Origin of the sequence: Pigmentiphaga sp., from assembly GCF_019689535.1 — a bacterium.
Lineage (GTDB): Bacteria > Pseudomonadota > Gammaproteobacteria > Burkholderiales > Burkholderiaceae_B > Pigmentiphaga.
Genome location: NZ_JADGHH010000088.1, coordinates 1 through 13,823, shown reverse-complemented (window position 1 = coordinate 13,823; position 13,823 = coordinate 1). Strand labels below are relative to the sequence as shown.

Genomic DNA, 13,823 nt, shown 5'->3' with positions numbered 1-13,823 from the left:
CAAGCAAAGCCGAAGCCCCCATGCGTCTGCAGGCAGACGTTGGCCGCCTCCCAGGAAGCCTTGGCCGCCAGGTACTTGGCCATGTTCGCGCTCGCGCCCGCATTCGCGCCCTCGTCGTACTCGCGGCATGCCCGCCAGCGCATGAGATCCGCGGCCTCGACCTCGATGTGGACCTCGGCGATCGGAAACTGCACGCCCTGATTCTGGCCGATGGGGCGCCCGAATACCACGCGCTCGCGCGCGTAATTGCGCGCCCGCTCGACGAACCATCGACCGTCGCCGATGCATTCGGCGGCGATGAGCGTACGCTCGGCGTTCAGGCCATCGAGGATGTAGCGAAAGCCTTTCCCCTCTTCGCCGATCAGGCTCTCTGCAGGCACCTCGAGATTGTCGAAAAAGAGTTCGTTGGTCTCGTGATTGACCATATTGGGGATCGGCCGCACGGTCATGCCCTTGCCGATGGCCTCGCGCAGGTCGACGAGGAAAATGGACATGCCATCGGTTTTCCGGGCGACCTCCGACAACGGTGTGGTGCGCGCCAGCAAGATCATCAGGTCGGAGTGCCGGACCCGTGAAATCCAGACCTTCTGCCCGTTGATGACGTAGCGGTCCCCCCGCCGCACCGCCGTGGTCTTGATTTTCGTGGTGTCGGTTCCCGTGGTGGGCTCGGTCACCCCCATCGACTGCAGGCGCAGCTCGCCGCTGGCCAATCGCGGCAGGAAATACGCCTTCTGGGCCGGCGAGCCGTGCCGCACCAGCGTAAAGAGGTTGTACATCTGGCCGTGCACGGCGCCGGAATTACCGCCGCTGCGATTGATTTCCTCCAAGATGACGGAGGCTTCCGACAGGCCCAGGCCCGAACCTCCGTATTCGGCGGGAATCATGGCGCTCAGCCACCCCGCCTGCGTCAACGCCTGCACGAACGCATCGGGAAAATCCCGCGCCTCGTCCACCTTGCGCCAATATGCCGCGTCGTAGCGGGCGCAGAGCGCGCGCACGCCTTCGCGGATCGCCTCGAAGTTCTCCATGCCGACTCCTTATCTGGGCGCCACCCTCACGGCGCGACGAAACGCACTTCGCCGTGCTGCACGGCGCCGTCGTCATTGGCTGCCCAGCACTGCGCCGTGCCCTCCCCTATCATGCGTCCGGCCACGACGAAGGGCATGGGCGCGATCAAGGGACGCACGCCGCGATACGAGAAATGCGTCGGCTGCAGGTGCGGGTGGGCGCGCCGGAAGGCGGCGAGCAACAAGGTAGCGATCAAGGGGCCATGCACGACGAGCCCCGCGTAGCCTTCTTCCTGCGTGGCATAAGGCCAATCGTAGTGAATGCGATGGCCGTTGAATGTCGCGGCCGAATACCGGAACAGCAACGTGGATGTCGGCACGACGGCCTCGGACCACTCGGCCTGGGGCAGCGGCGCAGGATCGGCCGTGCGTGGCGGGGAGGGTTCGCGGTAGACGATATCCTGCTCCTCGCGCACCGCGAGCCGGCCACGCTGCTCGTAGTCATGCCGCACGGTGACGAACAACAGCGCCCCGCTGCGGCCGGTTTTCTCCTCCACCGAGACGATGGTGGAAACACATCGGGCATCTTCCCCGACGACCAGGGGATGGAGAAACTGCAACCGCCCTCCTGCCCACATGCGGTTGCGTCCCTCGGCAGGCGGCAGGAAACGTCCGCGCGCCGGATGGCCGTCGGCGCCCAGGGCCGACGGCGCCACGGGATCCTGAAAGTAGGCCCAATGCCACAACGGCGGCAGCGCCGCACCGGGTTCGGGGGCCGCCTCGCCAAGCGTGGCGGCCATGCGGCGCGCGAGGTTGTGGCTGACCTGGTCGAAGATGGTTTGCGTGTGCCCGACCCACTCGCGGGGGGCAACGGCGGTGTCTCGGTTCATTCTTGCTTCCATGCTGCGGCGCGCCGGGGGCGGGCCTCTCCAGCCTCCAGCATGCGACACGGCGGACGCTTTGTGAACCCTCGTTTTCGCAAGCCCTGGAGCCGCCCTGCCGGCCGGGCGGCGATGTTCGGGGGCGCGCGCCGTCGCAAGCGACTAAAATCGCGCCCTATCGTCGGCGCGCCGCCCCGTGCGCGCTCCCGCCCACCTTTGCACAGACAACCCCATGGGTAATGCGACGCCGGCACGCGGCGGCTATCGGATCATCGCGCTCATCATCGCCAGCGCGTTCTTCATGGAACAGCTGGATTCCACCATTATCGCCACCGCGCTGCCGGCCATGGCGGAATCCCTGGGCGCCGATCCCGTCCGGATGAACTTCGCCATGACGGCCTACCTGCTCGCGCTGGCCGTCTTCATTCCCATCAGCGGCAGGATCGCGGATCGCCTGGGTACGCGCAATACCTTCCGCGGCGCCATTGCCCTGTTCGTGTTGAGCTCGGTGCTGTGCGGAATGGCGCAGAACCTGCCATGGCTGATCGGAGCGCGCCTGTTGCAAGGAGCAAGCGGCGCCATGATGGTGCCCGTGGGCCGCCTGGTACTACTGCGCTCGGTGGAAAAGTCGCAACTAGTCGCCGCGATGTCCTGGGTGCTGATCCCGGCCATGGTCGGCCCGGCCGTGGGCCCCTTGATCGGCGGCGTCCTGACCACCTACCTCTCCTGGCACTGGGTCTTTTACATCAACGTGCCCATCGGACTGGCCGGCATCGCGCTCGCCACCCTCTACATCCCGGACATCCGCAGCGATGCACCGAGCGCGCCTTTCGACTACGTGGGCTTCGCGCTCACGGGTGGGACCCTGGCGGCCCTGCTCGTGGGCCTGGAAGGCCTGGGCCACGGCGGCCCGGGCACGACCACGCTCGCACTGCTGGCCGTGGCCGGGACGTGCACCCTGCTCTACGTCCGTCACTGCAAGCACCATCCCCAGCCGGTGCTCGATTTCAGCCTATTGCGCATCCCGACCTTCCAGGTGGCGATCCGGGGCGGGGTCTTGTATCGCGTGGCGTACGGCAGTTTCCCGTTCTTGATGCCGCTCATGCTGCAGCTCGGCTTTGGCCTTTCGGCCGCAGAGAGCGGGACGGTCACGTTCGCCCAGGCTGTCGGCGGCCTGGTCATGAAGGCCATCTCGGAACGCTTCCTGCGCGCTTTCGGTTACCGCAAGGTGATGATTTGGAACGGCTTGCTGTGTGCCGTGCTGCTCGGCCTGTGCGGTGCATTCCGGCCGGAATGGCCGCTGGTCGCCATCTACCTGCTGCTCCTGGTGGCGGGCTTGGCCCGCTCGCTGCAGTTCAACGCCTATGGCACCCTCATCTACGCCGACGTGCCGCCTGCCCGCATGAGCGCCGCGACCAGCCTGGCCAGCACCCACCAACAGACGACCGCGGCCCTCGGCATAGGCGTGGCGGCGCTGACGCTGGATTGCTCCCGGTGGATACTGGGGCACGAGAGCGTGCAACTGTCAGACTTCACCGTGGCCTTTGCCGTCGTCGGGCTGCTCGCGGCTGCCGCAGTCACGCAATGCCTGGCGCTCTCCCCCGATGCCGGCGCGGAGCTGAGCGGCCACCAAAGCAAGCCCCAAACATCGAAAACCTGAGGCGGCGCTCGCCGGTAACGAAAAAAGGAGCCGATCGGCTCCTTTTTGCGGACGGGGGTGCGCCGCGATCTCTCGCGGCGGTGCGCCTCGGCTTAGGTCGCGTAGCTGCGCAGCCGGGCCGAGAACTCTTCGAGGCGGGCAATGCCGCTTTGCTGTGCGCGGTTGCACCAATCCTGCAGGTCCCGCAGCAACTGCTCGCTCGACGCGCTGGAGCGCTCCCAGATGGCCGCGAGCTCGCGCCGCATCTCCACCAAGATGGCGAGCGAGCGGTGATCCGCCAGCACCGTGTTCAATTCGGAACGGCGCGACGGAGGCAGGGACTCGTCGTCCGCGCGATGCAGCCAGGACCGGGCACGGCGCAGCAGCTGGGATTGCGGACGCGAATCCTTGGCCGCCTTCAGGCGCTGGATTTCGTCGCGGCACGCCTGCTTGAGCAGGTCCGCATAGCGCGCCATGATCTCGTAGCGATGCGTGATCACGGCTTGCAGGGTTTCGAGGTCGACCACCGGCTTGCCGTGCGCCAGCCTGACCTTGGGCGCGACCTTCTTCACCTTGGCCAGCCGCAACATCTCGAGCGCGCGGATGTAGCACCAGCCGATGTCGAACTCGTACCACTTGGTCGAGAAACGCGCCGACGACGCATAGGCATGGTGGTTGTTGTGCAGCTCCTCGCCACCGATCACGATGCCCAACGGAAAGACGTTGCGGCTGGCGTCGGGGCTGGCGTAATTGCGATAGCCCCAGAAGTGGCCGATGCCGTTGACCACGCCGGCCGCCCAGAACGGAATCCAGATCATCTGCACCGCCCAGACCGTCAGCCCGATCGCGCCGAACAGGGCGATGTCGATCAGCATCATGAGGCCCACCCCCTGCCAGGTGAAACGCGAATAAACATTGCGCTCGACCCAGTCGTTGGGCGTTCCATGGCCGAACTTCTCCATGGTCTCGCGGTTCTTGGCCTCGTCCCGATACAGCTCCGCGCCTTGGAAGAAGACCTTCCCGATGCCGTAGACCATCGGGGAATGGGGATCGCCCTCACGCTCGCAGCGCGCATGGTGCTTGCGGTGGATGGCCACCCATTCCTTGGTGACCATGCCGGTGGTCAGCCACAGCCAGAAGCGGAAGAAATGCGCGACGGCGGGGTGGAGGTCCAGCCCGCGGTGGGCTTGGCTGCGGTGCAGATAAATGGTGACAGCGAGGATGGTGATATGGGTGACGACCAGGGTAAAAACGACGATCTGCCACCATGACGCATCAAGCAGGCCGTCGGACAAAAAAGAAAGCAAAAAATCCATAACACCTCACAGGCTGGCCGGCTCTAGGCCGACGCACGAGACGCCGGGCGCCTCGGGAAAAACAGGGTATCTCAACAAGCGGCCGCCCGGCATGGCAGCCGGCAAGGCAGGGTTTAGAGACAGGGAAAGCGCCGCAGTTCCCAAGGAAACTCCGGCGCCGTGCAGGGAACGGCTCGTGGGATTCGAGCGCCTCATTGCTCCTGACACGATAACGCGAATATGCGCAGGGCGTGACGTTTTTTCAACGAAGGGATATCCCTAGTAATACTAGGGTCATCAGGCCCCGCCCTCGGCTTGCGGAGTGGTCGCTCCGGGGTTCCGACGACGCTCGAGCACGGCGGCGAAGAACCCATCCGTGCCGTGTATGTCTGGCCGCAGCTTCAAATACGGTCCCGGCATGGCGAGCGCCCCGGCCCGCCCGGCCAAGGCCCCGGACGCGGGCAACAGCTCGAATTCGGGGTGCGCGGCCAGGAAGCCCTCGACCTGGTCTTCATTCTCCGCCTGCAGGATGCTGCAGGTCGCATAGACCAGCCGCCCGCCGGGTGCCACGCAGCGTGCGGCAGAGGCGAGGATGCTACGCTGGAGCGCGCAGAGTTCCGACACGCTCTCGGGCGACTGCCGCCATTTGAGGTCGGGATTGCGCCGCAGCGTGCCGGTGCCGCTGCAGGGCGCATCGACGAGGACCCGGTGCGCCTTGCGCGCCAGGCGCTTGACGCGGACGTCGTTCTCGTTCGCGATCGCCACCGGCACGACGTTGGACAAACCGCTGCGGGCCAGGCGGGGCTTGAAACGCGCCAGGCGGGCCTGCGACACATCGAACGCGTACAAGCGCCCCGTGGAGCGCATCAAGGCCCCCAGCAGCAAAGTCTTGCCACCGGCGCCCGCGCAGAAATCGATCACCATTTCGCCGCGACGGGGCGCCACGAGCAGCGCCAGCAACTGGCTGCCTTCATCCTGGACCTCGATGCTGCCGTCCTCGAATCGGGACCAGCGCGTCAGCGCCGGCCGTCCCTGCAGCCGTATGCCGAACGGCGAATACGGCGTGGGCTCAGCCATGGATGGCGCCACGCCCGCGCGAAGCTCCTCGAGAATGACGTCCCGCTCCGCCTTCATGGGATTGATGCGGATGTCCAGCGGCGCGGCGCGGTTCAAGGCCGCAAGCAGCCTGTCGCTGTCCGGCTCGCCCTCGATCGCCTCCGACAGCCAGTCCGGGATGCTGAAACGGATCTCACGGGCGAGGGATGCCTCGTCGATGGCTGAGACGCGCTGCAGCCACTCCTTCTCGACATCGTCGAGGGCGGGCAGCAGCCCGTCGGCGCCCTGCGTCGCGGCCAGCCCCAGGATCGCGAGACGGCGCGTGGCCGAGCCGCGGCCGCCTTCGCCCACGTGGCGATACCGCCGCAGGTTGCGGAGGATGTCGTACACCGCTTCGGCCACAACGCCGCGATCGCGCGCGCCGAGCTTGGGATGGTCGCGGAACCAGCGCGACAGCACCTGGTCGGCCGGGCCGGACCATTGCAGGATTTCTCCTACCGCGGCCTGCACCTGCTCGATGCGGGCGGCCGCGAGCTGCGCGCCCGGAGCCATGTTTTTTTCGGCGCACGCCTTGCGGCCGTCCGGACGCTTGGCGCGCCCGCCGGGCTTGGCGGAACGGGGAGAAGCGGAACGCTCGAACTTCACGCGCACTTTTCCAAGGAAACAGCGGGGGCGCTCCAGAGGAACGCACGGTCGGCCACGTCCCGCACCACGACTTTGCCCGCCTCCAGGCTCACCTTGCCGTGCGCAAGCCAGGACGCGACCGTGGGATACACCACGTGTTCGATGCCGAGCACCCGCTCGGCCAACGCATCTTCGGTATCGCCCGGCATGACAGGTACCACCCCCTGCGCAATGATGGGGCCATGGTCGAGCACGGGCGTCACGAAATGGACGGTGCACCCATGTACCGCCACCCCCGCCTCGAGGGCCTGCCTGTGCGTGCCCAGGCCGGGGAACAGCGGCAGCAGCGAAGGATGGATATTGATGAGGCGGTCCGCATAGTGCCGGACGAAATCTTCGGTCAGGATGCGCATGAATCCGGCCAGCAGCACGAAATCGGGCTCAAACGCATCGATCTCCCGCGCGAGCGCGGCATCGAACGCGACGCGATCGGCGTAATCGCGATGCGGAACCACGCGCGTCGGAATGCCTTGGGACGCCGCCCACTGGAGCCCGGACGCGTCTTCGCGGTTGGAGATCACCGCGGCCACCTCGGCAGGCCAGCCCTGCTCGCGGCAGGCCCGCACGATGGATTGCATGTTGCTGCCGCGCCCGGAAATCAGGATGACGAACCTGCACCGGCGGGCCGAAGAAAATAAAGGTGCTTTCACCGACCCATTGTACCACCCGCCTTACCCCAGCAGCGCTGCCAGGACGCCCGAGTCGTCGGCCTGGGGCAAGGTGCGCACCGCATCAATCAGCACTTCCACCTCGGCCGGAGCGTAGCGCCGCGTTAGCTCCGCGCGGGCCCGGGTGCCGAGGACGCGCCTATAATCGGAAATCTGCGTGCGGGCAACTAGCCCGTGTCCAATCCTCTTGCTTTCGCGTTGTCCGGCTTGAATTCGTCTCCGCCCTCACCCTCGACGCCCGCCCTGCGCATCTTCAGGGGTTTGCCGCCGCCCGCGCTGCGCCAGCCGTGCGCGCTCGCGATCGGCAACTTCGATGGCGTCCACCGGGGCCACCAGGCCATCCTCGCCCGGGTCAAGCAAGCCGCCGAAGAACGCGGGCTGGTGCCCACCGTCATGACTTTCGAGCCGCACCCGCGCGAATTTTTCGCCGAACTGCACAAGCGGCCGGAACTCGCTCCCACCCGCATTGCGGGGCTGCGCGACCAGCTTTGTGCGCTCGCCCGCTGCGGCATGCGGCACGTCGTGGTGGAAAAATTCAACGAGCGGCTGGCCGCCATGCCGGCGCAGGAATTCATCGACAAGCTGCTGGTGGACGGACTGCACGTGAAATGGCTGCTGGTCGGCGACGACTTCCGCTTCGGCGCCCACCGCACCGGCGACATCGCGCTCTTGCGCGCCAATGCCGCCCGCCATGGATTCGAAGTCGAGTCCATGGACTCGGTCACCGACCATGGCCAGCGCATCTCGAGCTCTGCCATCCGCACCGCGCTGGCGGTCGGCGACCTGGATCGCGCCGCCGGCCTGCTCGGTCACCCCTATACCGTCAGCGGCCACGTCATCCACGGCCAGAAACTGGGGCGCACGCTCGGGTTCCCTACGCTGAACTTGCGGGTCTCGCGGCGCTGCCCTGCCCTCTCGGGCATCTTCGTGGTGCAAGTGCGCGGGCTCGCGCCCCAGCCCCTTCCGGGCGTCGCGAGCCTGGGGGTGCGCCCGACGGTGGACGACAGCGGCCGAGTCCTGCTGGAAGTCCACGTCTTCGATTTCAGCGGCAACGCTTACGGTAAACTCGTGCAGGTGGAATTCCTGAAAAAACTGCGCGATGAAGAAAAATTCGTCGATCTGCCGACCCTGAAGGCGGCGATCGAGAACGACGCGCGCCAAGCTCGAGCCTATTTCGCGTCCAGCCATCTGGCCCAGGCAGACCTTGCCACGTCCGCGACGGATCGAATTTAGCGGGAAGCCCGCCCTCCCGCGGCCAACGGCCGCGCCCGTCGGGGGCGACGCCAGCGGACGATGCAACGGCGTCCGCCGCGTCCCGGGTCGAAAGCCCCCATGCCGAGCGACATTCCCAAGCTTGCCCGCCCCGCGAACGGGGCTGTTGTGCAAAACCGTGTGTTTCCATGGACTACAAGAAAACTCTCAATCTTCCCGACACCCCGTTCCCGATGCGCGGCGATCTCGCCAAGCGCGAGCCCGGCTGGGTCGCAGCCTGGGAAGAGAAGCGCGTCTACCAGGCCATACGCGCCGCGAGCGCGGGGCGCCCCCGCTTCGTGCTGCATGACGGGCCGCCCTATGCCAACGGCGACATCCACCTCGGACACGCGGTCAACAAGATTCTCAAGGACATCATCGTCAAGAGCCGCACGCTGGCTGGATTCGATGCGCCTTACGTGCCTGGCTGGGACTGCCACGGCATGCCCATCGAAATCCAGATCGAGAAGAAATACGGCAAGGGCCTGCCGGTGGAAGAAGTGCAGGCCAAGGCGCGCGCCTACGCCGCCGAGCAGATCGAGCGCCAGAAGAAAGACTTCAAGCGCCTCGGCGTGCTGGGCGACTGGGACAACCCGTACCTGACGATGAACCCGCGCAACGAAGCCGATGAGCTGCGCGCGCTGGGCGCCATCCTGAAAAAGGGGTTCGTCTTCCGGGGCCTCAAGCCCGTCAACTGGTGTTTCGATTGCGGCTCGGCCTTGGCCGAAGCGGAAGTCGAGTACGCGGACCGCACTGACCCGGCCATCGACGTGGCCTTCCCCTTCGCCGACAAACCGGCGCTCGCCAAGGCCTTCGGCCTGCCTTCGATCGAGGAAGACGGCGCCATCGTCATCTGGACCACCACGCCGTGGACCATTCCCTCCAACCAGGCGCTGAACGTCCACCCTGAAATCGAGTACGCGCTGGTGCGCGTCAACACCCCGCAGGCCTGGGGCACGCTGCTCATCATCGCCCGCGAGCGGGTCGAGGCATGCCTGCAGAGCTGGGACCTCGAAGGCGAAGTCGTTGCCACCTGCAAGGGGCAGGCACTCGACCACATTGCCTTCCGCCACCCCTTGGCACGCCAGGACGCGGGCTACGATCGGCTGTCTCCGGTCTACCTCGGCGAATACGTGACCCTGGACACCGGCACGGGCATCGTCCACTCCGCGCCCGCCTACGGGATCGAAGACTTTGTTTCCTGCAAGCAGAACGGCCTGCAGGACGCAGACATCATCAACCCCGTCATGGGCGACGGCCGCTATGCGTCGAGCCTGCCGCTGTTCGGCGGCCTCTCCATCTGGGACGCCAACCCGAAGATCGTGGCCGCGCTGGAAGAGGCTGGCACGCTGCTCAAGGTCGAGAAACTGCGCCACAGCTACATGCATTGCTGGCGCCACAAGACGCCCATCATTTACCGCGCCACTAGTCAATGGTTCGCCGGCATGGACATCGAACCTGCCGAAGGCGGCGGCACGCTGCGCGAGCGCGCCCTGGCAGGCATCGAAGCCACGCGCTTCTACCCCTCCTGGGGCAAGGCGCGGCTGCAGGCCATGATCGCCAACCGTCCTGACTGGACGCTCTCGCGCCAGCGCCAATGGGGCGTACCCATGGCCTTCTTCGTGCACAAAGAAACGGGCGAGCTCCATCCCCGTACGCCCGAGCTCATCGAGCAGGTGGCGCAACGCATCGAGCAAGGCGGCATCGAGGCATGGCAATCGCTGGATCCGCGCGAGCTGCTGGGCGACGAGGCCGACCAATACGAAAAGAACCGCGACACGCTGGACGTCTGGTTCGATTCGGGCACGACCCACCAGACCGTGCTGCGCGGCTCGCACGCGGCCGAGACGGCCTGGCCCGCAGACCTCTACCTGGAGGGCTCGGACCAGCACCGCGGTTGGTTCCACTCCTCGCTGCTGACCAGCTGCATGCTGAACGGCACGCCGCCCTACAAGGCCCTGCTCACTCACGGCTTCACCGTCGATGGCCAGGGCCGCAAGATGAGCAAGTCGCTCGGCAACACGCTGGCCCCGCAAAAGATCGCCGACACGCTGGGCGCCGAGATCCTGCGCCTGTGGATCGCCAGCACCGACTACTCGGGCGAGCTCTCGATCTCGGACGAAATCCTCAAGCGCGTGGTGGAATCGTATCGCCGCATCCGCAATACGCTGCGCTTCCTGCTGGCCAACCTGAGCGACTTCGACATCGCCACCCAGGCCGTTGCCGACGACCGCCTGTTCGAGATCGACCGCTATGCGCTCGCCATGACCGCGCGCATGCAGGAGGAGATCACGGCCTTCTACGACCGCTACGAATTCCACCCTGCAACCGCCCGGCTGCAGACGTTCTGCTCGGAAGACCTTGGCGCGTTCTATCTGGACATCCTGAAAGACCGCCTCTACACCACTGCCCCCGACAGCACGGCCCGCCGGTCGGCGCAGACGGCACTCTGGCACATTACCCAAGCCTTGCTCAAGCTGATGGCGCCCATTCTCTCGTTCACCGCGGAAGAGGCCTGGGCGCTAGTCCGGAAAGACTCCCCGAGCATCTTCACCGAAGTCTTCCACGTCCTCCCGGCGCCGGCCGACGCACAGGAACTGCTGCAAAAATGGAACCGTATCCGGGAGCTGCGCGGCGACGTGACCAAGAAGCTCGAGGAAGTCCGCGCTGCCGGCGGCATCGGCTCCTCGCTCCAAGCCGAGGTCGACATTTATGCGCCGGCGCCCGACTACGCGCTCCTCGCCAGCCTGGGCCAGGACTTGCGCTTCGTGCTGATCGTCTCGCGCGCGGACGTGCACGCGGCAGAAGGCACGCTGCGCATCGAGGTCACGCCGTCCAGCCACCACAAGTGCGAGCGCTGCTGGCACTGGCGCGAGGACGTGGGCGTGGACCCCGAACGGCCCGAGATCTGCGGCCGCTGCGTCGCCAACCTGGACGGCGCCGGCGAACCGCGCGAGTTCGCCTGATGACGGCCGCTTCGTCGCACGCCCGGCTGGGCGGCTGGCTCGCGGTCGCCGCGCTCGTCATCGTCGCCGACCAGGCCACCAAGATCGCGGTCGACCGGCTGTTCAGCTACGGCGAGCGGCTGCCGCTGCTGCCGATGCTCGACCTCACGCTGCTGTACAACCGTGGCGCGGCCTTCAGTTTCCTGGCCGGCGCCGACGGCTGGCAGCGCTGGTTCTTCACCGTCCTGGCGCTCGCCGTATCGGGCTTCATCGTCTGGATGCTGGCGCGCCACGGCAGCCAGCGCCTGTTCTCCTGGGCGCTGGCCCTCATCCTGGGCGGCGCGCTAGGCAACGTCATCGACCGCTTCATTCACGGACACGTCATCGACTTCGTGCTGGTCTATTACGGCGACTGGTTCTTTCCCGCCTTCAACCTGGCTGACTCCGCCATCACCGTCGGCGCGGCACTGCTGATCCTCGACGAAATCAGGAAAAAACCCCGCCGCCCGGCCTGACGGGCGACCGGCTCCCCGGCGCCGGCAAGGCGACCCGCCACCGCGACCCTGCCGGCCACCAATCGCCCGCGAACGCGCACAGGCCGGGCCGTATAATGGGCACATCCCATCCTCTTTGCCCGGCCCATGTCCGACCTCGCCAACAAGCGCATCGTCCTTGGTATGACCGGCGGCATCGCCTGCTACAAGATCTGCGAGCTGGTGCGCCGCATGACCGAGCGCGGCGCAACCGTGGACGTGGTCATGACCGAAGCCGCGACGCACTTCATCACGCCGGTCACGATGCAGGCGCTCTCCGGGCGCCCGGTCTTCGTCGATCAATGGGATCCGCGCGTGCCCAACAACATGGCGCACATCAACTTGACGCGCGGCGCCGATGCCATCCTGGTCGCCCCGGCCAGCACCGACTTCATGGCCAAGCTCGCGCACGGGCTGGCCGATGACCTGCTCGCCACGCTGTGCGTGGCCCGCGCCTGCCCCTTGCTCATCGTTCCGGCCATGAACCGCGAAATGTGGGCCAATCCTGCCACGCAACGCAATGCCGCCCAACTGCGAGCCGACGGCGTCACACTGCTCGGTCCGACCGAAGGCGACCAAGCCTGCGGCGAAGTGGGTTCGGGACGCATGCTCGAGCCGCACGAAATCCTCGAAGACCTCATTGCCTACTTCCAGCCCAAGGCGTTGGCCGGGAAACGCGTGCTGGTCACTGCCGGCCCCACTTCGGAACCCATCGATCCCGTGCGCGTACTCACTAACGTATCGTCGGGCAAGATGGGCTACGCCATCGCGCGCGCGGCGCGCGAGGCCGGCGCCGAGGTAACGCTGGTCTCCGGCCCAACTGCGCTGGCTGCGCCGCGAGGCGTGCGCCGCATAGACGTCACGACGGCGCACGACATGCTCGATGCCGTCATGGGCCGGGCCGATTCGGCCGACATCTTCATCGCCGTGGCGGCCGTGGCCGACTGGCGGGTGAAAGAGGTCAGCGCGAGCAAGCTCAAGAAAACGGACGGCGGCGCGCCCCCTGTGCTGGAATTCGTGCAGAATCCCGACATCTTGGGCACGGTCGCCGCGCTACCGCGGCCGCCTTACTGCGTGGGCTTTGCGGCCGAAACCGAAGACCTCGCCCGCCATGCTGCGGAAAAGCGCGCGCGCAAGGGCGTGCCGCTCCTGGTCGGCAACCTGGCCCAGGAGGTGCTGGGGCGCGACGACACCACCTTGGTCCTGTACGACGATGCCGGCGAGCATCCGCTGCCGCGTAGCTCCAAGCTCGCGGCGGCCCGGCAGCTCGTCGCGGAAATCGCTCGACGCGTCGCTGCGTAAACGACGAGGAAACCCGCCATGCCTTTCGATTCGGAGCCGCCAGACGGCGATTACGCCGCCTACATCGACAAGCTAGTCAACCGCGGCACCGGAACGCCGGGGGCTCAGCGTCTACTCAAGACCAGCGCCAAAGGGTTCCGGTCCGCGCTGGGCCTGCCGCGAGGGCGACAAGATGCGCTCGGCCCCGGGCAACAATACGCGACCGGCACCGGCCTGCCCTCGGCGCCGACGGCACCCGTCTCGCGGGCCGAGGGCATGCCCGCCGGCATCAGCGAACCCGCCTCGCAGGCCACGCTCGCCCGGCAGGGCCGCGATGCCGTCGGCGGCACGGTGCAGACCCTGCTCGGCTTGTTGTTCGCCGTGCTCACCGCCGGCAGCATCGCCTCGGCACTCATGGACGAAGACCCACTGGAACCGGGCAACATCGTCCGCACCATCATCCTGCTCGTCCTCGCCCGGACTTTCTTCCGGCAGGGCAGCCGGAAGCTCCGCGGCGCCTCCGCGATGCCTCCCTCGCCCCTGCCCCCCTTCGTCCCGCCGGCGCGCTCGACGGGCCGCCCCC

General features: G+C 66.9%; 11 protein-coding genes. 6 read left to right on the top strand and 5 right to left on the bottom strand.

Going from position 1 to position 13,823, the window contains the following annotated elements; all coding sequences use genetic code 11:
• Together IRZ12_RS09465 and IRZ12_RS09460 are read right to left on the bottom strand one after the other, a co-directional pair.
• On the bottom strand, positions 1-1,028 hold a 1,028-nt coding region (locus tag IRZ12_RS09465), incomplete at its 3' end, for an acyl-CoA dehydrogenase family protein (protein ID WP_296467708.1).
• Positions 1,029-1,054: 26 nt separating this feature from the next.
• A complete protein-coding gene (locus IRZ12_RS09460) occupies positions 1,055-1,897 on the bottom strand; it encodes a MaoC family dehydratase N-terminal domain-containing protein (RefSeq protein WP_296467705.1) in 843 nt (280 codons plus the stop codon).
• A 223-nt stretch (positions 1,898-2,120) separates the two neighbouring features.
• On the opposite strand from IRZ12_RS09460, the gene IRZ12_RS09455 reads away from it, so the two are divergent.
• Positions 2,121-3,548, top strand: a complete 1,428-nt coding sequence (locus IRZ12_RS09455; RefSeq protein ID WP_296467704.1) for an MFS transporter — start codon at positions 2,121-2,123, stop codon at positions 3,546-3,548.
• Positions 3,549-3,640: 92 nt separating this feature from the next.
• Here IRZ12_RS09455 and IRZ12_RS09450 read toward each other — a convergent pair whose 3' ends face one another.
• From IRZ12_RS09450 to purN, 3 genes are all read right to left on the bottom strand, one after another.
• The gene (locus IRZ12_RS09450; RefSeq protein ID WP_296467702.1) at positions 3,641-4,843 is read right to left on the bottom strand and encodes an acyl-CoA desaturase; all 1,203 of its coding nucleotides are present in this window, start codon (positions 4,841-4,843) and stop codon (positions 3,641-3,643) included.
• A 276-nt stretch (positions 4,844-5,119) separates the two neighbouring features.
• Positions 5,120-6,430, bottom strand: a complete 1,311-nt coding sequence (locus IRZ12_RS09445; RefSeq protein ID WP_296467711.1) for an RsmB/NOP family class I SAM-dependent RNA methyltransferase — start codon at positions 6,428-6,430, stop codon at positions 5,120-5,122.
• An 89-nt stretch (positions 6,431-6,519) separates the two neighbouring features.
• Positions 6,520-7,212: a phosphoribosylglycinamide formyltransferase gene (gene purN, locus IRZ12_RS09440; RefSeq protein ID WP_296467700.1), complete on the bottom strand. Its 693-nt coding sequence runs from the start codon at positions 7,210-7,212 to the stop codon at positions 6,520-6,522.
• A 261-nt stretch (positions 7,213-7,473) separates the two neighbouring features.
• On the opposite strand from purN, the gene IRZ12_RS09435 reads away from it, so the two are divergent.
• The 5 genes from IRZ12_RS09435 to IRZ12_RS09415 all read left to right on the top strand — a co-directional run.
• Entirely contained in the window at positions 7,474-8,463 is a 990-nt protein-coding gene (locus IRZ12_RS09435) for a bifunctional riboflavin kinase/FAD synthetase (protein ID WP_296467709.1), read from the top strand.
• Between the two features lie 167 nt (positions 8,464-8,630).
• Positions 8,631-11,447: an isoleucine--tRNA ligase gene (gene ileS / locus IRZ12_RS09430; protein ID WP_296467698.1), complete on the top strand. Its 2,817-nt coding sequence runs from the start codon at positions 8,631-8,633 to the stop codon at positions 11,445-11,447.
• A complete protein-coding gene (lspA, locus tag IRZ12_RS09425; protein WP_296467696.1) occupies positions 11,447-11,941 on the top strand; it encodes a signal peptidase II in 495 nt (164 codons plus the stop codon). Before ileS ends, lspA begins: the two co-directional genes overlap by 1 nt.
• Before the next feature lie 126 nt (positions 11,942-12,067).
• Complete coding sequence (gene coaBC, locus IRZ12_RS09420; protein WP_296467694.1) at positions 12,068-13,261, top strand: bifunctional phosphopantothenoylcysteine decarboxylase/phosphopantothenate--cysteine ligase CoaBC; 1,194 nt, start codon at positions 12,068-12,070, stop codon at positions 13,259-13,261.
• Between the two features lie 18 nt (positions 13,262-13,279).
• A partial coding sequence (locus tag IRZ12_RS09415) for a hypothetical protein (protein WP_296467692.1) occupies positions 13,280-13,823 on the top strand: 544 nt, incomplete at its 3' end.